This window comes from Arthrobacter sp. L77, from assembly GCF_000816565.1.
Lineage (GTDB): Bacteria > Actinomycetota > Actinomycetes > Actinomycetales > Micrococcaceae > Arthrobacter_D > Arthrobacter_D antioxidans.
The window spans coordinates 407,972-431,100 of record NZ_JWSU01000005.1 but is presented as its reverse complement, the minus strand read 5'-3'; the positions used below and the strand labels follow the sequence as shown (position 1 = coordinate 431,100).

General features: G+C 70.3%; 24 protein-coding genes, 1 tRNA gene and 1 riboswitch. Of the genes, 17 read left to right on the top strand and 8 right to left on the bottom strand.

The genetic code is table 11. From position 1 onward, the window contains the following. Window positions 1-97 precede the first annotated feature (97 nt). Window positions 98-388, bottom strand: a complete 291-nt coding sequence (locus tag RY94_RS10035; protein ID WP_043444524.1) for a hypothetical protein — start codon at window positions 386-388, stop codon at window positions 98-100. A 169-nt stretch (window positions 389-557) separates the two neighbouring features. Between RY94_RS10035 and RY94_RS10030 the strand changes: the two genes are divergently transcribed. The 3 genes from RY94_RS10030 to RY94_RS10020 are packed head-to-tail and all read left to right on the top strand — an operon-like array spanning window position 558 to window position 2,931. Continuing rightward, the gene (locus tag RY94_RS10030) at window positions 558-941 is read left to right on the top strand and encodes a cold-shock protein (protein WP_043444522.1); all 384 of its coding nucleotides are present in this window, start codon (window positions 558-560) and stop codon (window positions 939-941) included. 9 nt (window positions 942-950) lie between these two features. Further along, entirely contained in the window at window positions 951-1,619 is a 669-nt protein-coding gene (locus tag RY94_RS10025; RefSeq protein ID WP_052274219.1) for a DUF3027 domain-containing protein, read from the top strand. 34 nt (window positions 1,620-1,653) lie between these two features. Beyond that, on the top strand, window positions 1,654-2,931 hold the full coding sequence (locus RY94_RS10020) for an MFS transporter (protein WP_043444520.1): 1,278 nt from the start codon (window positions 1,654-1,656) through the stop codon (window positions 2,929-2,931). A 96-nt stretch (window positions 2,932-3,027) separates the two neighbouring features. Here RY94_RS10020 and serC read toward each other — a convergent pair whose 3' ends face one another. Further along, window positions 3,028-4,152 carry a phosphoserine transaminase gene (serC, locus tag RY94_RS10015; RefSeq protein ID WP_043444518.1) on the bottom strand — a complete coding sequence of 375 codons (1,125 nt, stop codon included), beginning with the start codon at window positions 4,150-4,152 and terminating at the stop codon, window positions 3,028-3,030. A 241-nt stretch (window positions 4,153-4,393) separates the two neighbouring features. On the opposite strand from serC, the gene RY94_RS10010 reads away from it, so the two are divergent. From RY94_RS10010 to fdhD, 9 genes are all read left to right on the top strand, one after another. Then, a complete protein-coding gene (locus RY94_RS10010) occupies window positions 4,394-5,092 on the top strand; it encodes a metal-dependent transcriptional regulator (RefSeq protein WP_043444516.1) in 699 nt (232 codons plus the stop codon). 131 nt (window positions 5,093-5,223) lie between these two features. Further along, window positions 5,224-5,391, top strand: a riboswitch (cyclic di-AMP (ydaO/yuaA leader). Between the two features lie 5 nt (window positions 5,392-5,396). Next, window positions 5,397-5,819, top strand: a complete 423-nt coding sequence (locus RY94_RS18390; protein ID WP_052274218.1) for a hypothetical protein — start codon at window positions 5,397-5,399, stop codon at window positions 5,817-5,819. Between the two features lie 54 nt (window positions 5,820-5,873). Beyond that, on the top strand, window positions 5,874-6,257 hold the full coding sequence (locus RY94_RS18385; protein WP_231554489.1) for an NlpC/P60 family protein: 384 nt from the start codon (window positions 5,874-5,876) through the stop codon (window positions 6,255-6,257). A 37-nt stretch (window positions 6,258-6,294) separates the two neighbouring features. After that, window positions 6,295-7,194 carry an NlpC/P60 family protein gene (locus RY94_RS10000; RefSeq protein WP_043444514.1) on the top strand — a complete coding sequence of 300 codons (900 nt, stop codon included), beginning with the start codon at window positions 6,295-6,297 and terminating at the stop codon, window positions 7,192-7,194. A 220-nt stretch (window positions 7,195-7,414) separates the two neighbouring features. Beyond that, window positions 7,415-7,912 (top strand): HNH endonuclease, encoded by a 498-nt coding sequence (locus RY94_RS09995; protein WP_043444513.1) that lies wholly within the window; start codon window positions 7,415-7,417, stop codon window positions 7,910-7,912. Then, complete coding sequence (gene mobA / locus RY94_RS09990; RefSeq protein ID WP_231554488.1) at window positions 7,909-8,523, top strand: molybdenum cofactor guanylyltransferase; 615 nt, start codon at window positions 7,909-7,911, stop codon at window positions 8,521-8,523. The genes RY94_RS09995 and mobA overlap by 4 nt, the downstream gene beginning before the upstream one ends. Before the next feature lie 17 nt (window positions 8,524-8,540). Continuing rightward, window positions 8,541-8,825, top strand: a complete 285-nt coding sequence (locus RY94_RS09985) for a DUF6457 domain-containing protein (RefSeq protein WP_043444512.1) — start codon at window positions 8,541-8,543, stop codon at window positions 8,823-8,825. Continuing rightward, window positions 8,822-10,096 (top strand): molybdopterin molybdotransferase MoeA, encoded by a 1,275-nt coding sequence (locus RY94_RS09980; protein WP_052274217.1) that lies wholly within the window; start codon window positions 8,822-8,824, stop codon window positions 10,094-10,096. The genes RY94_RS09985 and RY94_RS09980 overlap by 4 nt, the downstream gene beginning before the upstream one ends. 96 nt (window positions 10,097-10,192) lie before the next feature. Continuing rightward, window positions 10,193-11,020: a formate dehydrogenase accessory sulfurtransferase FdhD gene (gene fdhD / locus RY94_RS09975; RefSeq protein ID WP_043444511.1), complete on the top strand. Its 828-nt coding sequence runs from the start codon at window positions 10,193-10,195 to the stop codon at window positions 11,018-11,020. A 40-nt stretch (window positions 11,021-11,060) separates the two neighbouring features. Here the strand turns inward: fdhD and RY94_RS09970 are convergent, their stop codons facing one another. The 3 genes from RY94_RS09970 to RY94_RS09960 all read right to left on the bottom strand — a co-directional run bounded on the left by RY94_RS09970 (window position 11,061) and on the right by RY94_RS09960 (window position 13,385). Continuing rightward, on the bottom strand, window positions 11,061-11,852 hold the full coding sequence (locus RY94_RS09970) for an amino acid ABC transporter ATP-binding protein (RefSeq protein WP_052274216.1): 792 nt from the start codon (window positions 11,850-11,852) through the stop codon (window positions 11,061-11,063). Further along, window positions 11,839-12,498, bottom strand: coding sequence for an amino acid ABC transporter permease (locus RY94_RS09965; RefSeq protein WP_043444509.1), 660 nt, complete (start codon window positions 12,496-12,498; stop codon window positions 11,839-11,841). Before RY94_RS09965 ends, RY94_RS09970 begins: the two co-directional genes overlap by 14 nt. A 68-nt stretch (window positions 12,499-12,566) precedes the next feature. Continuing rightward, complete coding sequence (locus RY94_RS09960; RefSeq protein WP_043444506.1) at window positions 12,567-13,385, bottom strand: amino acid ABC transporter substrate-binding protein; 819 nt, start codon at window positions 13,383-13,385, stop codon at window positions 12,567-12,569. A gap of 226 nt (window positions 13,386-13,611) precedes the next feature. On the opposite strand from RY94_RS09960, the gene RY94_RS09955 reads away from it, so the two are divergent. Together RY94_RS09955 and RY94_RS09950 are read left to right on the top strand one after the other, a co-directional pair. Next, entirely contained in the window at window positions 13,612-15,519 is a 1,908-nt protein-coding gene (locus tag RY94_RS09955) for an ABC transporter ATP-binding protein (protein ID WP_043444504.1), read from the top strand. 97 nt (window positions 15,520-15,616) lie between these two features. Beyond that, complete coding sequence (locus RY94_RS09950) at window positions 15,617-16,198, top strand: thymidylate kinase (RefSeq protein WP_043444502.1); 582 nt, start codon at window positions 15,617-15,619, stop codon at window positions 16,196-16,198. 43 nt (window positions 16,199-16,241) lie between these two features. Here RY94_RS09950 and RY94_RS09945 read toward each other — a convergent pair whose 3' ends face one another. The 3 genes from RY94_RS09945 to RY94_RS09935 all read right to left on the bottom strand — a co-directional run bounded on the left by RY94_RS09945 (window position 16,242) and on the right by RY94_RS09935 (window position 17,503). Next, a complete protein-coding gene (locus RY94_RS09945; protein WP_043444501.1) occupies window positions 16,242-16,676 on the bottom strand; it encodes an NUDIX hydrolase in 435 nt (144 codons plus the stop codon). 83 nt (window positions 16,677-16,759) lie between these two features. Further along, a tRNA-Arg gene (locus RY94_RS09940) sits at window positions 16,760-16,836 on the bottom strand. Window positions 16,837-16,873: 37 nt separating this feature from the next. Next, window positions 16,874-17,503: a hypothetical protein gene (locus RY94_RS09935; RefSeq protein ID WP_043444499.1), complete on the bottom strand. Its 630-nt coding sequence runs from the start codon at window positions 17,501-17,503 to the stop codon at window positions 16,874-16,876. 162 nt (window positions 17,504-17,665) lie between these two features. On the opposite strand from RY94_RS09935, the gene RY94_RS09930 reads away from it, so the two are divergent. From RY94_RS09930 to sucC, 3 genes are all read left to right on the top strand, one after another. After that, window positions 17,666-19,207, top strand: a complete 1,542-nt coding sequence (locus RY94_RS09930) for an alanine/glycine:cation symporter family protein (protein WP_043444498.1) — start codon at window positions 17,666-17,668, stop codon at window positions 19,205-19,207. A 106-nt stretch (window positions 19,208-19,313) separates the two neighbouring features. Next, a complete protein-coding gene (gene pcrA / locus RY94_RS09925) occupies window positions 19,314-21,785 on the top strand; it encodes a DNA helicase PcrA (protein WP_043444496.1) in 2,472 nt (823 codons plus the stop codon). A gap of 170 nt (window positions 21,786-21,955) precedes the next feature. Next, window positions 21,956-23,122 carry an ADP-forming succinate--CoA ligase subunit beta gene (gene sucC / locus RY94_RS09920; protein ID WP_043444494.1) on the top strand — a complete coding sequence of 389 codons (1,167 nt, stop codon included), beginning with the start codon at window positions 21,956-21,958 and terminating at the stop codon, window positions 23,120-23,122. The last annotated feature ends 7 nt before the right edge of the window (window positions 23,123-23,129 follow it).

Genomic DNA, 23,129 nt, shown 5'->3' with positions numbered 1-23,129 from the left:
TACCCGGCGCCGCCGACACGGGTCCGTGAGCCGCTGCGCCATGACGTGCGCGGCGACACCCGCGGTGCGGCGTGCAGTGCCCGCCGCCGGGGTGGGCTCAGGAGTTCCGGCGGGAGAGGACGGACCCGATGAGCAGCGAGACCATCAGGAGGAAGGCGATCGGCAGGCAGAAGTAGCTGGCCAGGACGAAACCGGGCCATACGGTCCCCTGCAGGAAGGCCGTTGTGAGGATGGCCGCCAGGGAGACGAGCCCGACGCCGGCGAAGGCGACCGCGAGGACCATGACCAGGAAGCGGCCGCGTGACGGGGCCCCGGGTGCGGCATCCGGCACCGCTGTACCGCCGGCGTCGTGGGAGGTGGGGTTCGTGGCCGATTCGTCAGGGATCATAGCCGTCCCAGACTACAAGAACCGCGCGATGTGCCGCTCGCGACGCTATACCCTAGGAGGCACAGACTTCCCCGGCGGCAGCAGCGCGCCTGGGTGCCAGGCGGCCTGCGTGGACCGGGCCAGGGCCGCCGGTGACACCGCCCGGTACAGCCAAGAAGAGGTAGACGACGTGCCCATCGGCAAAGTGAAGTGGTTCGACGCGGACAAGGGATTCGGTTTCCTGGCCACGGACGACGGCAAGGAAGTGTTCCTGCACGCCTCGGCCCTACCCGCGGGCGTGACCGAGGTCAAGGTGGGCGCCAAGCTGGAGTTCGGGGTCGCCGACGGGCGTCGCGGCCCCCAGGCCCTCTCCGCGCGCATCCTCGAGCAGCCTCCCTCCGTGGCGAAGGCCAGCCGGAAGAGCGCGGATGACATGGCCGTCATCACGGAGGATCTCATCAAGCTCCTCGACGGTGTCTCCAACAACCTCCGCAAGGGTCGCTACCCGGAGAAGGCGCACGCGGCGAAGGTCGCGGCGGTCCTGCGGGCGGTCGCCGACGACCTCGACGCGTAGGCTTCCATCATGATCCCGAGCAACCTGGACGCCGTCGACGGTGCTTCCTCGACCTACATCGACGAGACGCCCGTGGTCGCCGAGCCCGGCGCACCCGCCGTCGTCGAGGCCCCACGCAAGCCCCGGGTGGCCCGACGCATCCCGAAGACCGACTCCGTGCTCGAAGCCGCCGTGGAGCGGGCACGGCAGGGCGTGCTGGAGATCGCCCCCGAGTCCCAGGTGGGCCGGCACGTGTCGGCCACGATCGACGGAGAGCGCCTGGTCACCCACCGGTTCGAGGCCTTCGTGCCCGGCTACGGCGGATGGCAGTGGTACGCGAGCGTGGCCCGCGTGGCGCGGAGCAAGGACGTGACGGTCTGCGAAGTGGGGCTGCTGCCCTCCTCTGCCTCCCTGCTGGCGCCCGAGTGGCTGCCGTGGTCGGAGCGCGTGCGTCCCGAGGACTCGCCGCAGGACGAGGCGTCGCCGTCGGATGCCGCCGGAGATGCCGTCACCACCGACGCGGCTGATGCCGCCGACGCACCCGTCACTACCGACGCACCCGTCACCGTCGATGCGGCTGATACGACCGACGCACCCGTCACCGCCGACGCGGCTGATGCCACCGACGCAGGCGTGACCCCGGTGGCCGGCGAGGACGATCCGGAGACCTCCGCCGCGGAACAGCCCGACGCCGAGTGATCCACGCGGGGTGCCGGAGCGGACGGGGAGGGGCATGAGCACCTTCCGGTCCCTCGGTATCCACAACTACAGGCTCTGGTTCATCGGGGCGCTGATCTCCAACATCGGCACGTGGATGCAGCGGACCGCGCAGGACTGGCTGGTCTACGACATCCTGACCGAGCAGAACGCGTCGGCGCTGGGGATCGTCATGGCCCTGCAGCTGGGGCCCCAACTCGTGATCGCGCCGTGGGCGGGCCTCATCGCGGACACCGTGGACCGCCGGAAGCTCCTCGTGACCACGCAGGTGGCGATGGCGCTGCTGGGGGTCGGCCTCGGACTGATGGTCCTCCTGGACGTCGCCGCCCTCTGGCACGTCTACGCCTTCGCCCTGGCGCTCGGCGTCGTCTCGGCCTTCGACGCCCCGGCCCGGCAGGCGTTCGTCTCGGACCTCGTACGCGACGAGTACCTCCCCAACGCCGTGGCGCTCAACAGCGCCTCCTTCAACGGGGCCCGCCTCGTGGGCCCCGCCATCGCGGGGCTGCTGACGGCGGGCGTGGGGCCCGGATGGGTGTTCATGATCAACTCCCTGACATTCGGTGCGATGGTCTACGTGATGCTCGCGATGCGCAGCTCCGAACTGAACGCGCAACCGCGGCCGGCGCCGGGCAAGGGGCGCATCAGGGCAGGCTTCCGCTATGTGCGGGGCCGGCCGGACCTCATGATGGTGATGCTCGCGATCTTCATCGTCGGAACCTTCGGACTGAATTTCGCCGTGTTCATCGCCGCGATGGCGCGCACCGAGTTCGGCCAGGGCGCCGGGGTCTTCGGCGTGCTGTCCTCGGTGATGGCCGTGGGCTCCGTCGCGGGCGCACTGCTCTCCGCCCGGCGCGACAGGCCGCGCCTGCGGTTCATCTTCGGCGCCTCGGCGGCCTTCGGGATCGCGTGCGCTCTGGCCGCCCTGGCACCCACCCTGTGGCTCTTCGGGCTGGCGCTCGTGCCCGTGGGCCTGTTCGCGCTCACGCTGATGACCAGCGCCAACGCCTACGTGCAGACCACCACGGAGCCGGCCATGCGCGGACGCGTCATGGCCCTGTACTTCGCCATCTTCCTCGGGGGGACGCCCCTCGGGGCGCCGGTGGTGGGGTGGGTCTCCGACGTGTTCGGCCCGCGGTGGAGCCTCGGGGTCGCGGCGGCGTCGGGACTGGTCGCCGCCGGTGCGGGGATCTTCTGGGCGTGGCGCTACCACGACGTGCGGCTGCGCTACGACCGTTCGGCGCCCCGACGCCTGCGCATCGACCACGAGGCCGGCGCGTCCGACCCAACGCCGTAGGCCGGTCCGCGCACAGGGCTTCCACGGGGCGGTCCGCGCGGACGGGGACCCGCCGCGGAGGTCGGCGCGGCGGGCCGGATCCCCGGACGAACCGATCTACAGGAGGTTCTCGACCACGTGGTCGATGCAGCCGATGAGGGCCGAGACGTCGTCGGGCTCGATCGCCACGAAGGTGGCGACGCGGAGCTGGTTGCGCCCTAGCTTCCGGTACGGCTCGACGTCGACGACGCCGTTGGCGCGCAGGATCGCGGCGATGCGGGCGGCGTCCACGGCGTCGTCGAAGTCCACCGTCACGATCACGTTCGAGCGGTCCTCGGGGCGGGTCACATAGGGGCTCGCCACGGGCGAGGCCTCCGCCCAGCGGTACAGCCGTCCCGCCGAGTCCGCCGTCCGGGCCGCCGCGAAGGGCAGGCCGCCCTGCGCGTTGAGCCACCGCACCTGCGCCTCCAGCGTGACGAGGGTCGCCAATGACGGCGTGTTGTAGGTCTGGTCGAGGCGCGAGTTGTCGATGGCGGTCTGCAGGTTGAGGAAGTCCGGGACCCACCGGTCACCGGCGGCGATGCGCGCAGCGCGCTCCAGTGCGGCGGGGGAGAAGAGGCCGAGCCACAGGCCGCCGTCGGAGGCGAAGTTCTTCTGCGGCGCGAAGTAGTAGACGTCCGCCTGGGCGACGTCGACGTCGAGCCCGCCCGCTGCGGAGGTGGCATCGACGACGACGAGCGCGCCGTCGTCGGCGCCCTCGACGCGCCGGACGGGTGCCGCCACCCCGGTGGAGGTCTCGTTCTGCGGCCAGGCGTAGACGTCGACGCCCTCCTCCGCCGTCGCGTCGGGGCGGGTGCCCGGCTCGCTCGTGAGGATGCTGGAGGCGTCGAGGAACGGCGCCTTGTCGGTGGCGGACGCGAACTTGGAACCGAACTCGCCGAAGGAGAGGTGCTGGGCCTTGCGGTCGACGAGGCCGAAGGTGGCGACGTCCCAGAAGGCCGTCGAACCGCCGACGCCGAGGACCACCTCGTACCCGTCGGGGGCGGCGAAGAAGGTGCTGAGACCGTCGCGGACGCGCCCCACGAGGTCGCGGACCGGGGCCTGGCGGTGGGAGGTCCCGAGGAGGGACGTGCCGGCCGCGACGAGGGCGTCGATCTGGCCGCTCCTGACCTTCGACGGGCCCGCACCGAAGCGGCCGTCCGAGGGGAGGAGGTGTGCGGGAATGCGGGGCGACTCGCTCATGGGGGCTCCAGCTCTGGGACGGCAGGTTCAGACCTCATTCTGCCCCAGCGGTCGGTGGCCCTCCATTTGTTAACGACCCCCGGGGAGGACGACCCTGCCGCCCGGGGGTGGGATTGCCGGGCGCTTGATGCCATGCGTTAACCTTGGGAGGCGTGGGGCGGAGCCGGGCCGATGGCCGCACCCCTCACCGGCGTGAGGCAGTCCAGCCGCGCACCCGCACCGCCCCAAGGAGCTGAACCGCATGACGGACCTCATCGACACCACCGAGATGTACCTGCGGACCATCCTGGAGCTCGAGGAAGAGAACATCGTCGCGCTCCGTGCGCGCATCGCCGAGCGGCTGCGCCATTCCGGCCCCACGGTGTCCCAGACCATCGGACGGATGGAACGCGACGGCCTCGTGGTCGTCTCGGGAGACAGGCACCTGGAGCTCACCGAGACCGGCCGCCGCCGCGCCACCGGCGTGATGAGGAAGCACCGTCTCGCGGAGCGCCTGCTGAGCGACGTGATCGGACTCGACTGGGCGTACGTGCACGACGAGGCGTGCCGCTGGGAGCACGTCATGAGCGAGCGCGTGGAGCGCCGGCTGTACGAGCTCCTCGGCAAGCCCTCGGACTCTCCCTACGGCAACCCGATCCCGGGGCTGGCGGCGATCGGCGGCGTGGAATCGGAGCTGTTCACCGACGGCGTGGTCACGCTGCTGTCCGCGATGGCCACCTACACCCCCGGCAGCAAGGTCACGCTCGCGCGCCTCGCCGAGCCCATCCAGGTGGACCCCGAACTCCTCACGCAGCTCGACGAAGGGGGGCTGCGCCCCGGCGCACGGCTCACCCTCGAGTCGGTGGGGGGTTACGTCTCGGTGCGCGTCCCCGGCGTCGAGGGTGCCCTCGAACTGCCGCCCGAGGTCGCCTCGCACGTCTTCGTCTCCCTCGAGGATTGACCGCCTCCCAGGCCTTTGTCACCAGAAACACACCGTTCCGTGATCAGAATGTGACATATCTCGCGTTGTGTTGTAGCGTTCGATTTGTGCCGGACTCGCTCTAGATCCAGCACCCTCCTGCAAATCGCCTAGCTCTGCCATTGCCGGAGGTCCGTCCGCACCATCGCATGGCAGAGGCGGGGGAACCAATTCTGGGTTTCTGAGAAGAAATCCTTGGGGTTAAGTCGCTGTTCACGCAGCGGCCGGGTGACTCCCATCCGAATCCGACAGCTCACCTCGCAGGCGTTGGGAGAGGCAATCCAACGTGTCCACCAGCTCTTCGCCGGGCCGCCACCGCGCGCCCGGAAACATCAGTCCGCTGACCGCCCTGTCCGCCGCCGTCGCATCCAATGCCGGATCAGTCGGCCGCCAGGCAGCCGTCATCGTTGCAGCGTCAGGCCTGGTCCTCACCGCCGGCCTGCCGGCCCAGGGGTCCGTCGGCGCAGAGCGCGAGGTGCAGTCCTCCGCAGCCCTGGCCATCGAGCGGGTGGTCACGGCCGAGGTCACCGTGCCGGCCACCGCGACGGTGTCCTTCGACCGCGTCGCCGTCGAGGTGAAGACCGCCCCGAAGACCGTCGAGGCCGCCCCCGTGGTGGAGGCGCCGGTCGTCGAGGAAGCTCCCGTGGAGATCCCACCGGCAGCAGTCGCTGCCGCGGTCGAGGCCGCTCCGGTCGTGGCAGCCTCGTAGCCCCAGACGCGATCGTCGACGGCGTCGTAGATCGGCTGGANGGCCCCCGCTCCCGTGGTCGTCGCCGCTGCCGCGACTCCCGCCGCCCCGGCGCCCGCTCCCGCCCCGGCTCCCGCTCCCGCCCCGTCCTCCCGCGTCGCTGCCGGCCTGGTCGGTTCAGCGTACTCACAGATCGGCGTCGCCCAGGACTGCACCGCCATGGTCGAGAAGGCCCTGCGCTCGGTCGGCAAGTCCGTGGGCGACCTCGCTCCCAATCAGTTCTTCCGGTTCGGCGATGTCGTCGGATCACCCGCCCCCGGTGACCTCGTCATCACCGGCGGCCATGTCGCGATCTACGTCGGCAACGGCCAGGTCGTCAGCGGTGGCCTCAACGGCATGAACACCGGCCTGCACAACCTCTCAGACCTCCCCGGCGCCGGCTTCGTCCGCGTCCGCTAGCACCCCACACCTGGAGAACACCCTCATGTCATCACTCATGTCCTCACGCCCTGCCGCCCGCCACCGCGACGACGCCCGCAATGCTGCCGCCTTCTCCGTCCTCGCACGGACCGTGTCCACCAACGCCGGCGGCATGGGCCGCCAGGCCGCCGTCTTCGCCGCGGCATCCGGGCTCGTCCTGACCGGCGGGGTCGCTGCCAACGCCGCCGACCTCCAGCCCCAGCGCGACGTCGCAGCGTCGAAGGTCACCCTGCCCTCCGCCCGTGCGGCCGTCGTCGCCTCGGACAAGACCGTGGTGGCCTTCAACATGACCCCGGTCAAGGTGAAGGCCAAGCCGGTCGTCGTCGAGAAGGCGCCCGTCGTGGAAGCACCCGTCGTCGAAGCCCCTGTCGTGGAGGCCCCCGTGGCCGAGGCGCCCGTCGCGGAGGCCCCCGTGGTCGAGGCGCCCGTCGTGGAAGCACCTGCCGCTGCCGCCGTCGCCGCTCCCGCGGTGGCGGCCCCGATGGAGGCACCGGCCGCGCCGGCCGCCCCGGCGCCCGTCGTGGAGACACGCGCGGCGACGATCGTCCCGGCCTCGAAGCGCCTGCCGGCACCAGCACCCTCCTCGGGCAAGGCGGCGACGATCGCCGCCGCCGCGAAGGGCCAGCTCGGTGTCACGCAGGACTGCACGCGCCTGGCGAGCAACTCCCTCGCCGCCGCCGGGATCAACTTCCACGGCTGGCCGGCCGGCTACCTGTCCCTCGGCCGCACGGTGAGTGCCGGCGAGGCCATCCCCGGCGACCTGATCTACTACGCCGACGGGGGCATGGGCATGGCCCACATCGCGGTGTACATCGGCGGCGGCCAGGCCGTCCACGGCGGATTCAACGGCAACAGCACTGTCGTAGCCCCGGCCGAACTCGGCTCCGGCGGCGTGTACATCCGCGTCGGCGGCTGACCCGCACGGCTGCGCTGACAGGAGGACCGGCACGCGTGCCGGTCCTCCTGTCGTCGGACCCGCAGGAGGAGCCGGCAGGAGCAGCAGCCGTACGTCGTCGGTCCGGCGTTCCGCGGACGGGCGGGTGCGGCTTACCCTTGCAGTGTCCATCCGAAGCACTTCTCCCGATCCCGGGATGGCACCCGGTCGCGGGGGACAGGTCAGCAATGGGGCACGTCGAATGCGCACTCTCGTTCTGAATGCAGGATATGAACCGCTGGCGGTCGTCACCTTCCGCCGGGCGCTGGTCCTTGTGCTCACGGGGAAGGCGAGCGTCGTGGCGGAGGACGACGACCCCGTGGTCGGTCCTGCGGAAGTCTTCGGAAGGCCCTCGGTGATCCTGCTCAACAGATACGTGAAAGTGCCCTACCGCCAGGATTTCACGGCGACGAGGCGAGGGGTGCTGCGCCGGGACAACCACCAGTGCGCCTACTGCGGGAAGGCGGCGTCCACCATCGACCACGTGATGCCCAGGTCGCGGGGCGGCGGCGACACCTGGGAGAACCTCGTGGCCTGCTGCCTGCGATGCAACAACGCCAAGGGGAACAAGACGCTCGCCAGCCTCGGCTGGTCCCTGCGGGTGGTGCCCCGCCCGCCTCGCGGCCCCCAGTGGCAGATCCGCGAACTGGAGAGGCCCGCGCCGCAGTGGAGCGAGTTCCTCACGGAGACCGCCGCGTGAGGATTGGAGAGGCCCCCCGCCCGCCGTTCGACGCCGTGATCCTCGCCGGGGGGCGGTCCTCCCGGCTCGGCGGCGTGCCGAAGGCCGGGCTGGTCGTGGAGGGCGTGACCCTGCTGGAGCGGACGTGTGCCGCGCTCGCCGAGGCCCGGCAGATGGTGGTCGTGGGACCCGAGGCCGACGGGTGGCGCGGGCTGCCGGGCACGCCGTCCTTCGTGCGGGAGGAACCGGCCTTCGCCGGGCCGGCGGCCGCGCTCGTGGCCGGACTCCGCGCCGGGACGGGTGTCCGGGCGCGCTGGTGCGCCGTCGTCGCCTGCGACATGCCGCGCGTCGCCGAGCTCGTCGACGTGCTGCTCGCCGAGGCGGCCGACGACGACGGCGCATCGCTCGTGGCCGTGGACGGGGGCCGCGCCCAGCCGCTCGCGGCGCTCTACCGGAGCGATGATCTGGCGGCCGCCGTGGACGCCGTCCTCGCCGCCGGGACCGCCGACAACCTGTCGATGCGCAGCCTCCTTGCTAGTGTGAGGACCAGACCTGTCCCGGTTGCACCGGGCACAACGCACGACGTCGACACCTGGGCTGATGCGAGGGTCCTGGGAGTCGACGTCCCCTAGCACCTCCCGGAGGGCTCATGGACGATCGCCAGAAGCTGCTGCACGAATGGACCGGACGGCTGCTCGCCGCCTTCGAGATCGACGGGACGGACGTCGACATCGACGCCGTCCTCGACCTGGCCGGCAAGGCGGCCCACGGCGTGGTGCGCCCCGCCGCGCCCCTGACGACGTTCGTGGTGGGGTACGCCGCGGGTCTCGCCGTCGGCAGCGGGCAGGCCGACGAGGACGTGGCCATGCGCTCGGCACTGGGCGTCGCCGATGCCCTGTGCGCGGAGGCCGCGACGGAAGGCGGTACCGCATGATCGAGGCAGGCGCAGCGACCAATGCCGACTGGGCGACGGCCCGTACCCTGGCCTACGGCGCCGGGCGACCCCTGCCGTTCCAGACCGTACCCCTTGCCGACGCCCTCGGGCAGACCCTTGCAGAGCCGGTGCACGCGCTGCAGTCCATCCCCCACTACGCGTCGTCCGCGATGGACGGCTGGGCCGTCAACGGCGCGCCGCCCTGGACGCTCGTGAGCCGCCCCGAGCCGGAGCACCCGCGCGGCAGGGCGACCCCCCACAGCGATTCCGGGGAGGTCTCGCTCGCTCCCGGAGAGGCGACCTTCATCCTGACGGGCGGTGTGGTACCGCAGAACACCGTCGGCATCCTCCGCACCGAGCGCGGTGCCGTCCGCGGAGGCATGCTGGATCGCAACGACTCCGCGCGCCCCGACGAGCCGTCGCCCGGCGAGCACGTCAGGCCCGCCGGTGAGGAGGCGGAGGAGGGTTCCCTGGCGATCCCCGCCGGCGTGGTCCTCAACCCGGCCCAGATAGCCCTCGCGGCGGTCTGCGGCCACGACACCCTCGCCGTCCTGCGCGCGCCACGCGTGTCGCTGCTCATGACCGGCGACGAGGTGATCGAGCACGGGCTGCCGCACGCGGGCCAGGTGCGTGACACCTTCGGCCCCCAGCTGCCCGGCTTCGTCGCGATGCTGGGCGGCCATGTGGACGTGGCCGGCCGCGCGAAGGACGACCTCGACGACGTCGTGGCGGCCATCAGCGGCGAGCCCACCGACGAGTTCTCCCTCGCCCGCGCGTCCGGCGACGTGCTCATCACCACGGGCGGGACCGGCAGTTCCATGGCCGACCACATCCGCCGTGCACTCATGGAGGTCGGCGCCGAGATGATCATCGACGGCATCGCCATGCGGCCCGGGCATCCCACGCTGCTCGCACGGCTTCCCGACGGGCGCTTCCTCGTGGGGCTCCCCGGCAATCCGCTGGCCGCGATGATGGCCATGATCACCGTTGCCGGGCCCCTGCTCGCGGGCCTGCGCGGGTCCTCCCTGGAGGAGCCCTCACCGGTGGTGACGGCCGACGCCTTCGACCCGCTGCCGGGGAGGAGCCGCCTGGTGCCCTACAGGCTGGAGTCGGGCCGTGCCGTGCCGAGCACGCACCAGCGCTCCGGGATGCTCCGCGGGCTCGCCGCGGCCGACGGCGTGATGGTGGTCCCCGCGGAGGGCTGCCGGGCCGGCGATCCGGTGCAGGCCCTGTCACTGCCGTGGGCGCCGCCCGGGGGCCCACGGGCGTAGCGGAACGGCGTCCACGCTTCCTGTGGCGAAGCCGACGTGCCGGGTAGTGCCCGGGGTCAACTAACCTCGAGAGAGGACCGAGGTAAGGAGTACCGAATGAACCGGGTCACGCAGCGCCGCCGCATCACCAAGTTCCGGGTAGGAGCGCAGACGGGTCGTCGCGAGGACGTGCTCGCGGGGGAGGAGCCCCTGGAGATCCGCCTCGACGGAAGGGCCTTCACCGTGACCATGCGTACTCCGGGCGACGACTTCGACCTCGTGGCGGGCTTCCTCGTCTCGGAGGGCGTGGTCTGGGAGCCCGGCCAGCTGCCCAGCCTGCGGTACTGCGCGGGCGTGGACGACAACGGGCAGCAGACCTTCAACGTCGTCGAGGCGCAGCTCCGGCCCGGCGTCGAACTGCCGGACACCGCCATGGAGCGCCACGTCTACACCTCGAGCTCGTGCGGCATCTGCGGGACCGCGTCGATCGACGCGGTCCGGAAGTCGTCGCGGTTCGACCTGCACACCGATGAGTCGCCCGTGGACCTCGGGATCCTCGCCTCCCTGCCGGACCGCCTGCGCGAGAGCCAGAAGCTGTTCGACCGCACCGGTGGCGTGCACGCCGCCGGTCTCTTCTCCGCGGAGGGGGAGCTCCTGTGCCTCCGGGAGGACGTGGGGCGTCACAACGCCGTCGACAAGGTGGTGGGGTGGGCGCTGCGCGAGGGCATGCTGCCGCTGCGCGGGATGATCCTGCAGGTCTCCGGCCGGGCGTCCTTCGAACTCGTGCAGAAGGCGCAGCTCGCGGGCATCCCGGTGCTCGCGGCCGTGAGTGCGCCGTCGTCGCTGGCCGCGGACCTCGCGGACGACGCCGGGCTGACGCTCGTGGGCTTCAGCCGCGGCACCACCCTGAACTGCTACTCGCACCCGGACCGCATCGCGGCCTGACCTGCCTGACCGACAGCCTGCAGTGCCTGCTCGACCCCTCCTAGAAGGGGTTGAGCAGCCGCTGCACGAAGCGGCGCGTGCGTTCCTCGCGGGGATGGCGCAGCACCTGGTCGGGGTGGCCGTGCTCCACGACGACCCCGCCGTCCATGAAGACGACCTCGTCCGCGACCTCGCGGGCGAACGCCAGTTCATGGGTCACGATCACCATGGTCCACTTCTCCTCCGCGAGCTCCTTGATGACGGCGAGTACCTCGCCGACCAGTTCCGGGTCCAGGGCCGACGTCGGCTCGTCGAACAGGAGCAGGTCCGGCTGCAGTGCCAGGGCCCGGACGATCCCGACGCGCTGCTGCTGCCCGCCGGACAGGTTGAACGGGTGGTCGTCCCGTTTCTCCGCGAGCCCCACGCGCGCGAGCAGCCGCTCCGCGTCCGCGACCGCTTCCTTCCGTGGCCGTTTCTGCACCTGCACGGGGCCCTCGATGATGTTCTCCAGCACCGTCATGTGCGGGAACAGGTTGTAGTTCTGGAAGACCATGGCGCTCCGGTCGCGCAGCGACAGGGCCTCCCTCTTCGGGACCTTCGTGCCGAAGTCCACCGACGGACCGCCACGGAAGGCGACCGTCCCGGCGTCGGGCGTCTCCAGCCCGTTGAGGCAGCGCAGCACGGTGGTCTTGCCGGATCCGGAGGGGCCCACGAGGGCCACGACCTGCCCGCTGTCGATGTGCAGGTCGATCGAGGAGAGCACCCGGTTGGTCCCGAAGGACTTCTGCAGGTCCGTGACCTGCAGCAGGGGGCCCTCCAGGGCGGGGGGACGCAGGGAATCAGCGGGCGACATAACGATCCAATCGTTTCTCGAGGACGGTCTGGCCACTGGACAGGACGAGGCAGAACACCCAGTAGATCGCGGCGGCCTCGAGGTAGACCAGCATGAACTGCTGGGAGAACGCGGCGATCTGCTCCGCTTCGCGGAACAGTTCCGTCACGAGGATCAGCGACGCCAGCGAGGTGTCCTTGACGAGGCTGATGAACGTGTTGGACAGCGGCGGTACGGAGACGCGTGCGGCCTGCGGCAGGATGACCCGGCGCAGGGTCAGCGTGCGGGACATCCCGATGGTGTGGCCCGCCTCCCACTGGCCCTTGGGCACGGAGAGGATCGCGGCGCGCAGGATCTCCGCGGCGTAGCCCGCGACGTTGAGGGAGAACGCGATGATCGCGCTCGGCCACGGGTCGAGGGTCACCCCGATCGAGGGCATCCCGTAGAAGATCACGAACAGCTGCACCAGCAGCGGGGTGCCCCGGATGACCGACACGTAGAAGCGGGCGATCCCGGACAGGACGGGCTGGCCGCTGATACGCATGAGCGCGATGACCAGGGCGAGGGCGAGGCCTATCGCGAAGGACGCGAGCGAGAGCGGGATGGTCCCCGTCAGGCCACCGGAGAGCATGGGCCAGAAGGAGGTGCGCAGCAGCTCCCAGTCCATCGGTCAGCGCTCCGGGCGGGTGCGGCCCGCCGCCGGAGACCGTGGTGCCGGAGACCGTGGTGCCGGCGTCACTGGCTGACGTCGGAGCCGAAGTACTTCCCGGAGATCTCCGCGAGCGTCCCGTCGGCACGCAGCTCGTCGAGCGCCGTGTCGATGGCCTCCACCAGTTCGGTGCTGCCCTTGCGGACGGCGACGGCGCTCTGCGAGGACTCCTCGGTGGTGGCCGCGATCTTGATGCCGTCGTTCCCGGTGGTGTTCTGGTAGTCGAGGTACGTCAGTTCGTCGTTGATCGTCGCATCGACGCGGCCCTGCTCGAGGAGGGTCACGGACTGCGCCCAGCCCTCGACGGGCTCCACGTCCGCGCCGCTCTCGGTCGCGAGTTCGTTCCAGTTGCTCGTCAGGGACTGTGCCGTCGTCTTGCCCTCGAGGTCCTCGAAGGAGGAGATCTCGTCGTTGTCGGCACTCGTGACGATCACCCCGGAGCTGACCGTGTACGGCGCGGAGAAGTCGTAGGTCTCCTTGCGCTCGTCCGTGATGGAGACCTGGTTCGCGATGACGTCGAACCGGCCCGCCTCGAGGCCCGCGAAGATCGCGTCCCACTGCGTCTCCTCGAATTCGGCCTCGACGCCCATCTTCTCGGCGACGGCGGTGATGACCTCGACGTCGTAGCCGGTGAGCTCCCCGCTGCCGTCCTCGTGGTAGCTGAAGGGCTTGTAGGTGCCCTCGGTGCCCACGGTCAGCACGCCGGACTCCTGGATCTCCTGGAGGGAGGTGGCCTGGCCCGACCCGGAGGAACCGCCGTCACCGGCCGGGCCCGACGACGAGCAGCCGGCAAGGGCCAGCGTGAGGGCTGCAGCGGTACCGAGGATGGACAGGCGGTGATTCATGGGATGCTTCCTTGGGGTGTGGGGGACAGGCACGGCGGGCGCCGGAAATAGAAGGGCTCCTGAACCGCTTGAACCCTAGGTGCATCCGCTTCGCCCGCTCGCGGCCGGAGTCGGAACACTACCGGGGTGAACACCGGGACGACCACTTATTGTTCCGAAGCATGACGGCGGGGTCCGGAACACCTGCGAACTCGAGCCGGAACCGGCATCCACGGAAGGAACAGCCATGAGCATGGAAGGCGCGGCGTGGAGCTCGCTGTACAAGATCTCGACGGCGAAGGACAACAAGCACGGCTTCTCCCGGGAGTCGGTGCGCCGGATCCTGACCTTCGCCGTGCCGTACCGCCGGAAGCTGGTGCTCTTCATCCTGATGTCCGTGGCCGGGGCGTTCCTGGCCGTCGCGACCCCGGTCCTGGCAGGACAGGTGATCGACGTCATCGTCGCCGGCGGTGAGGTGCGGACGATCGTGTGGCTCGCGTCCATCATCGCGCTGGTCGCCGTCGTGGACGCCGGGGTGTCCCTGCTCACCCGCTGGTACTCGTCGCGCATCGGCGAGGGGGTCATCCTGGACCTCCGCACCGCCGTGTTCAACCACGTGCAGAAGATGCCCATCGCCTTCTTCACCAGGACGCGGACCGGTGCCCTGGTCAGCCGCCTCAACAACGACGTCATCGGCGCGCAGCAGGCGTTCAGCGGCACGCTCTCCGGGGTGGTCACGAACCTCGTGGCACTGGTCCTCACCCTCGCCGTCATGCTGAGCACCTCCTGGCTCGTGACCGTCCTCGCCGTCGTCATGCTGCCCATCTTCCTGGTGCCCGCCCGCCGCATGGGCAGCCGCCTCGCCGCGCTCCGCCGCGAGGCCGCGGACCACAACTCGGCCATGAGCACCCAGATGACGGAGCGCTTCTCGGCGCCCGGCGCCACGCTGGTCAAGCTCTTCGGCCGGCCGGACGAGGAGGCCGAGGAGTTCCGCGTCCGCGCGGCCCGCGTGCGGGACATCGGGGTGCGCACGGCGATGCTGCAGTTCGTGTTCTTCACCGCCCTCATGCTCGTCTCCGCGCTGGCGCTCGCCCTGGTGTACGGGCTCGGCGGGACCTTGGCGCTCGCGGGCCAGCTCGACACCGGGGAGGTCGTCACGCTGGCCCTCCTCCTCACGCGCCTCTACGCGCCCCTGACCAGCCTCGCCAACGCGCGCGTCGAGATCATGAGCGCGATCGTCAGCTTCGAGCGCGTCTTCGAGGTGCTCGATCTCGAACCGCTGATCAAGGAGAAGCCCGACGCCGCCGCCGTCCCCGCCGGCCCCGTGTCCGTCGAGTTCGACGACGTCCGCTTCGCCTACCCGTCGGCCGACAAGGTCTCCCTCGCCTCCCTCGAGGAGGTCTCGACGCTGGACACCCGGGGCGGCGAGGAGGTCCTGCACGGGGTGTCCTTCAGGATCGAACCCGGCCAGACCGTGGCGCTCGTCGGAACCTCGGGTGCCGGCAAGTCGACCATCGCGCAGCTCCTGTCGCGGCTGTACGACGTCGACAGCGGCGCGGTGCGCCTCGCGGGCACCGACGTCCGTGACGTCACGTTCGCCTCGATGCGCCACACGCTCGGCATGGTGACCCAGGACGGCCACCTGTTCCACGAGACCATCCTCTCCAACCTCCGCCTCGCGCGCCCGGAGGCCACGGAGGACGAGGTGTGGGACGCCGTGCGCCGGGCCCGGCTGGAGCCGCTGATCCGGTCCCTGCCCGACCAGCTCGACACCATGGTGGGGGAGCGCGGGTACCGGCTGTCCGGCGGCGAGCGCCAGCGCATGACCATCGCGCGCCTCCTGCTCGCGCAGCCGCGCGTCGTGATCCTCGACGAGGCGACGGCCGCACTGGATTCGACGTCGGAGGCGGCCGTGCAGGCAGCCCTGAGCGAGGCGCTCGAGGGGCGGACCGCCATGGTCATCGCGCACCGGCTCTCGACGATCCGCAGCGCCGATCTGATCCTCGTGGTCGAGGACGGCTCGATCGTGGAGCGCGGGACGCACGACGAGCTGCTGGCGGTCGGCGGACGGTACGAGGAGCTGCACCGGACGCAGTTCGCCGTGCAGAAGAACGTGGCAGTGGACGAGGAGCCCGAAGCCCTGAGCGGCGTCTGAGGGGCCGGCGAGACCGCGACGGGCGGACCTCAGCCATTCGGGGTGATCGCCCTGGCACCGGCGGAGTTCCCCGCCGGGAGGGCGCCTAGACTGACCCATGATCATCGTTCTCGCCGGGATCGACGGGGCGGGCAAGAGCACCGCAGGCCTGCTGCTCGCGGAGCGGCTGAGGGCAGCCGCCAGGCCCGCGGTCTTCACCATGAACAGGTCGGGCCGCCGCAGCATCACCGGCTGGTGCGACCGCCGGGGCATCCACCCGCCGCTGGCCCTGCTGGATGCCGTGGAGACATCGATCCGCTGCGTCAACGTCCTGGCCTCCCACGCCCGGGCCGGCCCCCGCGCGGGCGTCGTGGTCATGGACCGGTACCTCTACTGCCAGCTCGCGCTCCGGCACCTCCGCGGACTGCCGGCGGGCAGGCTGCTGCCCTTCCTCCTCGCGGTCCTGCCCACCCCGGGCCTGGTGGTCTACTTCGACGTCCCCGCGGATCTCGCGCACGCCCGGATCACCCGCCGGGCCGTGGACATCGAGACCCTCGAGCATCTGGCAGGTCTCGACGCCGCCTACCGGCAGCTGAGCGTCTTCCCGACCTTCCTCGTCCTCGACGCGAGCCGCACCCCCGAGCAGCTCGTCGGGGACATCCTGCAGGAGCTCGGGGTGTCCGGGGTGGCGCTCCGGTGACGCTCCTCCGGCAGGGACTGCAGGTGCGGGGCAGGGCGTCCGGTCAGGACACGCGCCGGCCCGTCAGCGGCCCGCGGTCCCCGAGCAGCAGGGGGACGACGTAATCGGTCAGCAGGGGAGCGAGGTCCGGGCGTCCCGCCGCGTCCCCGAGGTCGAGCCAGGCGAGCTCCTCGATCTCCGCCGCCGGGAGCGGTTCGGCAGTGAGGGGGCAGAGGAAGACGGTGGCCACCAGCAGGGCCGCCTCGTTCGCGGCCGGCCCTTCCCAGGTACCCAGCAGGCGGAGGTCGCCGGGCAGGACACTCAGGCCCAGTTCCTCGGACAGCTCGCGTGCGCCGGTCTCCGACGGCGTCTCGCCCGGTTCCGGCTTGCCACCGGGCTGCATGAACACGGTGGTCCCGCGCTTCCGGACGAGCAGGAGGCGTCCGTCGTCGTCGAGCAGGCACAGGGCCGTGACGGTGATCGTCGGGGCCTCAGCCACGCGCCATGACCTCCCTCTTCCCCGCTCGGAGCGGCGCGGACGCACGGGCTCGGTGGCCCGTCCACCGCGCCCGTGCCCGGCTGTGGTGCCCCTGGCCGGAATCGAACCGACGACCTTCCCTTTAGGAGAGGGACGCTCTATCCTACTGAGCTACAGAGGCGCGGATCGGCTGGTACACCCGATCCGGCGGTCCCAGCTTACCTGCTCTTCGGCCCGGGTCCTGCGCCCCTGCCGCCCGCCGCCCGGAGTGTCCGCGGCAGGAACACGGACGCGGCACCGGCCGCGAGGCTCAGCGCGAGCAGTACCCAGCGCAGCACCGTCAGTGTCGAGGCCAGCACCACGGCCCCGGCATCGGGCGCCGCGTCGGCGAGCAGCGCGTCGATCGCGATGTTCTCCCAGAGATCGACGACGACGAACAGGATCACGGGGGACCACAGCAGCCAGCGCAGCCAGCGGCGTCCGGCGTTGAGCTGGACCAGCAGGAGCCAGGTGAACGCGAAGATCAGCGGGAACAGGGTGCCGGCCGTCCGGTGGAGGTAGCTCAGCTGGCCGCGGGCGTCGTCGTCCATCGCGTCGCGGAGCCGATCCACATAGCCGGCGTCGTAACCGCCGATCATCATGTCGGGCATCGCGAGACCCCCCGAGAGCTGCGTCATCTGCCCGAGCGTGAGCAGGTGGAAGTACCAGAAGAGGAAGAGGGACGCGACGGCGGCCGCGATGAGGACCAGGCTGCCGTTGGAGCGTTGCCGGTCCACCGGGGGCGCCTCGGGCACGGCAGAGGCGCCGGTGGAATGCTTGCGTGCGATCTGAGCCCTGGTTCTTGCCATGACAGAAGTATGGGCGATCATCCGCGCCCGCAGATCCTCCGCGGAACACTGTGTGAACCGTCGTGCCACTCCGCGATTAATTCCTGCCGGGTGCAGCTTGTGATTGCGCTCACGCGCCAAGAGCGCTTTTCTAGAAGGATGCCACTCACAACATCACTCCCCATGACAGCTGCGTCCGACGACGTCGGATGGCTTGCCGCCATCGACGAGGCGATCAATAATGCGTTCGCCAGACCCACCGAGATCTTCTCGAGCATCGTGTTCTTCCCCATCACCATCGGCGACCTGAGCTTCCCGTTCGTCGTGCTGTGGCTCATCGCGGCAGGAGTGATCTTCACGATCTACTTCGGAGTCCCGCAGTTCCGCGGCCTCAAGGTCGGGTACGAAGTAGTTCGTGGACGCTACTCCTCGAAGGACGATCCGGGCGAGGTGCCGCACTTCCAGGCCCTCACCTCGGCGCTGTCGGGCACGGTCGGGCTGGGCAACATCGCCGGCGTCGGAGCGGCCATGGCCCTCGGCGGTCCCGGTGCGACCTTCTGGATGGTCCTCGCGGGCCTGCTGGGCATGGCGACGAAATTCGCCGAGTGCACCCTCGGCGTCAAGTACCGGGAGGTGCATGAGGACGGGTCGATCAGCGGTGGTCCGTTCAAGTACCTGCCCATCGCGTTCAGGAAGTTCGGAAGTGTCCCGGCGAAGATCCTGACCGGCATCTTCGCGGTCGCCATCCTGATCTTCGGTGTGGCGGGCGGCAACATGTTCCAGGCGAACCAGACCTTCGCGCAGGTGCAGAACGTGACCGGCGGGGAGGACGGCTTCCTCGGCAGCGCCGGAGCCGCGCTCATCTTCGGCCTCGTGCTCGCGGGCCTCGTCGCCGTGGTGATCCTCGGCGGGATCAAGTCCATCGGCGCCACCACCAGCCGGCTCGTGCCGGCCATGGGCATCGTCTACGTGGTGTCCTGCCTGCTCGTCATCCTGGTGAACTTCACCCAGATCCCGGCCGCGATCGCTTCCATCTTCGCCGGTGCATTCAGCCCCGAGGGAGTCGCGGGCGGCATCCTCGGCGTGATGATCGTCGGCTTCACCCGTGCTGCGTTCTCCAACGAGGCGGGACTCGGGTCGGCAGCGATCGCGCACTCCGCGGTGAAGACCCGCCGACCGGTCAGCGAAGGCTTCGTGGCCCTCTACGAGCCGCTCATCGACACGGTCGTGATCTGCACGATGACGGCCCTGGCGATCATCATCGCGGGTGCGCCGAGCCTCCAGGCCGGAATCGACCAGGTGCAGGCAGGCGGAGGAACGCCGGACGGCGTGATCCTCACCTCCGACGCCTTCGCCACCGTGTTCCCCTGGTTCCCCGTGGTCCTCGCCATCGCGGTGTCGCTCTTCGCCTACTCCACGCTCATCACGTGGTCCTACTACGGGCTCAAGTCATGGCAGTACCTGTTCGGACGCGGCAAGACCTCGGAACTCGTCTTCAAGGTCATCTTCCTCTTCTTCACGGTTGCCGGGTGCGTGCTGACGTTCAGCCAGGTCATCAGCTTCGCCGACGCCGCCCTGTTCGTCTGCGGCTTCGTGAACCTGCTCGGCGTCTACCTGCTCCTGCCCGTCATCAAGCGGGAGATGAAGGAGTACCTCGCCGACCGCAAGAGCGGCAAGCTGCTCATCCTCGGCGTGGAGGAGGACGAGCTCCAGCCCGAGAAGTAACGCCCCGTTCCACCTCGACTGCCCCCGCCGGTCCTCCGGCGGGGGCAGTCCTGTGCCCGGGACGGCACCCGTGGGTGTCGGGGGCACGGCCTAGACTTGAGGCACCATGGACATGCTCTTCGATCCCTACGTCTCCCCGCCCACGCCCGCCGAGAAGAAGCGTGCCCGGGACGCGGCGACGGCGGCTGCGCCCGGAGCGGCCGACCCCGCCACGGAGCACGTCCCCTCCCGCGCCGGCGTGGACGAGGAGCGTGCCCGGGAACTCCTGGTGGGACTGAACCCCCAGCAGGAGGAGGCCGTGAGGCACGGGGGATCTCCGCTGCTGATCGTCGCGGGCGCCGGGTCCGGCAAGACCCGCGTGCTCAGCCACCGGATCGCCTACCTGCTGGCCACCGGCCGCTCGCACCCGGGACAGGTCCTCGCCATCACCTTCACGAACAAGGCCGCCGCCGAGATGCGGGAACGCATCGAGGGCCTGATCGGCGACGTCGCGAAGCGGATGTGGATCTCCACGTTCCACTCCTCCTGCGTGCGCATCCTCCGCCGCGAGGCCGCCTCCGTGGGCCTCAACTCGAACTTCTCCATCTACGACTCCGCCGACACGCTGCGGCTCATCACGCTCGTGGCCAAGGGGCTGGACCTCGACCCCAAGAAGTTCGCGCCCAAGGCCATCCAGCACAAGATCAGCGCCCTCAAGAACGAGCTCATCGACGAGGAGACGTTCGCCTCGACCGCCGGCCTGTCGGATCCCTTCGAGCAGGCCGTGGCCGAGGTCTACTCCGGCTACGCCCAGCGCATGCGCCAGGCCAACGCCATGGACTTCGACGACCTGATCGCCCAGACCGTCTACATGTTCCGGGCCTTCCCCGGCGTGGCCGACTACTACCGGCGGCGCTTCCGCCACGTCCTCGTCGACGAGTACCAGGACACCAACCACGCGCAGTACGCCCTGGTCCGGGAGATCGTCGGGGTGCCGGGCGAATCCACCGACGACCCGGCGGAGCTGACCGTCGTCGGCGATTCCGACCAGTCCATCTACGCGTTCCGCGGCGCCGACGTGCGGAACATCGTCGAGTTCGAGAACGACTACCCGAGCGCCCGCACCATCCTGCTCGAGCAGAACTACCGCTCCACCCAGAACATCCTCACCGCCGCGAACGCCGTCATCTCCAGGAACCCCGACCGCCCGGAGAAGCGGCTGTGGACGGCCGAGGGCAGCGGCGAGAAGATCGTCGGCTACGTGGGCGAGAACGAGCACGAGGAGGCCCGCTTCATCGCCGAGGAGATCGACCGCCTCCAGGACGAGGACGGCATCCGGCCCGGCGACGTCGCGATCTTCTACCGCACCAACGCGCAGTCACGCTCCGTCGAGGAGATCCTGCTGCGCGTCGGCCTGCCCTACAAGGTGGTCGGCGGGACCCGCTTCTACGAGCGCAAGGAGATCAAGGACGCCCTGGCGTACCTGCGCGTCCTCGTGAACCAGGACGACGTCGTCAACCTCCGCCGCATCCTCAACGAACCCAAGCGGGGCATCGGCGACCGCGCCGAGTACGCCGTCGCGTCCCTGGGCGAACGCGAGCGCATCAGCTTCATGGCGGCCCTGCGGCGGGCCGACCATGCGCCGGGCATGGCGACGCGCTCCGTCAACGCCGTGAACGGATTCGTGAAGCTCATCGACGACCTCGCGGAGGTCGCGAGCGGCTCGGGCGCCTCCGCGGCCCTGGAGGCCGTCCTGGAACAGACCGGCTACCTGGAACAGCTGCGCACCAGCAACGACCCCCAGGACGAGTCCCGCGTGGAGAACCTGGCCGAACTCGTCGCCGTCGTCCGCGAGTTCGAGAGGGACAACCCCGAGGGCACGCTGGGCGATTTCCTCGAGCAGGTGGCCCTCGTGGCCGACGCCGACCAGATCCCCGACGCCCCCGAGGGCTCGGCCGCCGATGTGCAGCGCGCCGTCGAGGAGGCCCGGCGCCAGGGCGTCGTCACCCTCATGACGCTGCACACCGCCAAGGGCCTCGAATTCCCGGTGGTGTTCCTCACCGGCATGGAACAGGGCATCTTCCCGCACCAGCGCTCCGCCACCGATCCGAAGGAACTGGCCGAGGAGCGGCGCCTCGCCTACGTGGGCCTGACCCGTGCCCGGCAGCGCCTCTACATCACGCGCTCCGAGGTGCGCAGCATGTGGGGGCAGAGCCAGTACAACCCGGCGAGCCAGTTCGTCAGCGAGATCCCGGAGGAGCTCATCCACTGGAAGCGCGAGGGCGCGGCGAAGCCGGCCTGGACCTCCGGCGGCGGCGGCAGTGCCGGCGGTCCGCGGTTCAGCGGGTCCTACTGGGGTGCGAGCGGCGGCGGGTTCTCCGGCGGAGCGCCCGCGCCGTCCAAGAGCGTGGGGCGCGTGCAGCCCCAGAAGGAGGTCGTGTCCGTCACGGTCGGCGACCACGTCAACCACACGAGTTTCGGCAACGGCACGGTGCTGTCCGTCGAGGGTGCGGGCGACAAGACCGTGGCCAAGGTCCGGTTCGACGTCGGCGAGAAGCGGCTGCTGCTGCGCTACGCACCGCTCACCAAGGTGGCCTGACCGGCGCCGTCCGGACCCGGATAGCAGTTCCCGACCCCCGGGCGCAAATTTCTACAGGGGATAGAAGTGTGGCCTTCCTCACGAAACCGATAGTCTGGGGAAGGCCTCAGGCCCGAGGGGCTAAAGTTCCCTCTTGTAAACCTACTTCGACGTAGAAGGACACTAGCTAAGTGGACCTGTTTGAATATCAGGCGCGCGATCTTTTCGAGGCACACGGGGTTCCCGTGCTGGCCGGCATCGTGGCGCAGACCCCAGAAGAAGCCAAAGCAGCAGCCGAGAAGATCGGCGGTGTCGTGGTCGTCAAGGCCCAGGTCAAGGTGGGCGGTCGCGGCAAAGCCGGCGGCGTCAAGGTCGCCAAGACCCCCGATGAGGCCTTCACCTACGCGTCGGACATCCTCGGGATGGACATCAAGGGGCACACGGTCCACAGGGTGATGATCGCCCAGGGCGCCGACATCGCCGAGGAGTACTACTTCTCGGTGCTGCTCGACCGCTCCAACCGCAACTACCTGGCCATGTGCTCGGTGGAGGGCGGCATGGAGATCGAGCAGCTCGCCGTTGAACGCCCCGATGCGCTCGCGCGCATCGCCGTCGACGCCGGCACGGGCATCGACCAGGCCAAGGCCGAGGAGATCGTCGACGCCGCCGGCTTCGCCCCCGAACTCCGCGAGGGCGTCGTCCACGCCATCCTCAAGCTGTGGGACGTCTTCGTGAAGGAGGACGCCACGCTGGTGGAGGTCAACCCGCTCGTGAAGACCGGCAACGGCGACATCCTCGCGCTCGACGGCAAGGTCACGATCGACGAGAACGCCGGGTTCCGCCACGCGGACCACGCCGCACTCGAGGACACGGACTCCACCGATCCGCTCGAGGCCAAGGCCAAGGAGCACGACCTCAACTACGTCAAGCTCGACGGCGAGGTCGGCATCATCGGTAACGGTGCCGGGCTCGTCATGTCCACGCTCGACGTCGTCGCCTACGCCGGCGAGGCCCACGGCGGCGTGCTGCCCGCCAACTTCCTCGACATCGGCGGCGGAGCCTCGGCCGAGGTCATGGCCGCCGGCCTCGACGTCATCCTCAACGATGCGCAGGTCAAGAGCGTCTTCGTGAACGTCTTCGGCGGCATCACCGCGTGCGACGCCGTCGCCAACGGCATCGTCAAGGCCCTCGAGATGCTCGGCGACGAGGCCAACAAGCCCCTCGTGGTGCGCCTCGACGGCAACAACGTCGAGGAGGGCCGTCGCATCCTCGCCGACGCCAACCACCCGCTGGTCACGCTCGCCGACACCATGGACGAAGGCGCCGACAAGGCCGCCGCGCTGGCCAACGGAAAGTAAAGGGTTC

What these genes read in the sequence shown, in the direction of transcription:
- RY94_RS10035 (WP_043444524.1), bottom strand. Translation starts at nt 388, where the DNA reads ATGATCCCTGACGAATCGGCCACGAACCCCACCTCCCACGACGCCGGC.
- RY94_RS10025 (WP_052274219.1), top strand. Translation starts at nt 951, where the DNA reads ATGATCCCGAGCAACCTGGACGCCGTCGACGGTGCTTCCTCGACCTAC.
- RY94_RS10020 (WP_043444520.1), top strand. Translation starts at nt 1,654, where the DNA reads ATGAGCACCTTCCGGTCCCTCGGTATCCACAACTACAGGCTCTGGTTC.
- serC (WP_043444518.1), bottom strand. Translation starts at nt 4,152, where the DNA reads ATGAGCGAGTCGCCCCGCATTCCCGCACACCTCCTCCCCTCGGACGGC.
- RY94_RS10010 (WP_043444516.1), top strand. Translation starts at nt 4,394, where the DNA reads ATGACGGACCTCATCGACACCACCGAGATGTACCTGCGGACCATCCTG.
- RY94_RS10000 (WP_043444514.1), top strand. Translation starts at nt 6,295, where the DNA reads ATGTCCTCACGCCCTGCCGCCCGCCACCGCGACGACGCCCGCAATGCT.
- RY94_RS09995 (WP_043444513.1), top strand. Translation starts at nt 7,415, where the DNA reads ATGCGCACTCTCGTTCTGAATGCAGGATATGAACCGCTGGCGGTCGTC.
- RY94_RS09985 (WP_043444512.1), top strand. Translation starts at nt 8,541, where the DNA reads ATGGACGATCGCCAGAAGCTGCTGCACGAATGGACCGGACGGCTGCTC.
- RY94_RS09980 (WP_052274217.1), top strand. Translation starts at nt 8,822, where the DNA reads ATGATCGAGGCAGGCGCAGCGACCAATGCCGACTGGGCGACGGCCCGT.
- fdhD (WP_043444511.1), top strand. Translation starts at nt 10,193, where the DNA reads ATGAACCGGGTCACGCAGCGCCGCCGCATCACCAAGTTCCGGGTAGGA.
- RY94_RS09970 (WP_052274216.1), bottom strand. Translation starts at nt 11,852, where the DNA reads ATGTCGCCCGCTGATTCCCTGCGTCCCCCCGCCCTGGAGGGCCCCCTG.
- RY94_RS09965 (WP_043444509.1), bottom strand. Translation starts at nt 12,498, where the DNA reads ATGGACTGGGAGCTGCTGCGCACCTCCTTCTGGCCCATGCTCTCCGGT.
- RY94_RS09960 (WP_043444506.1), bottom strand. Translation starts at nt 13,385, where the DNA reads ATGAATCACCGCCTGTCCATCCTCGGTACCGCTGCAGCCCTCACGCTG.
- RY94_RS09955 (WP_043444504.1), top strand. Translation starts at nt 13,612, where the DNA reads ATGAGCATGGAAGGCGCGGCGTGGAGCTCGCTGTACAAGATCTCGACG.
- RY94_RS09950 (WP_043444502.1), top strand. Translation starts at nt 15,617, where the DNA reads ATGATCATCGTTCTCGCCGGGATCGACGGGGCGGGCAAGAGCACCGCA.
- RY94_RS09935 (WP_043444499.1), bottom strand. Translation starts at nt 17,503, where the DNA reads ATGGCAAGAACCAGGGCTCAGATCGCACGCAAGCATTCCACCGGCGCC.
- RY94_RS09930 (WP_043444498.1), top strand. Translation starts at nt 17,666, where the DNA reads ATGACAGCTGCGTCCGACGACGTCGGATGGCTTGCCGCCATCGACGAG.
- pcrA (WP_043444496.1), top strand. Translation starts at nt 19,314, where the DNA reads ATGGACATGCTCTTCGATCCCTACGTCTCCCCGCCCACGCCCGCCGAG.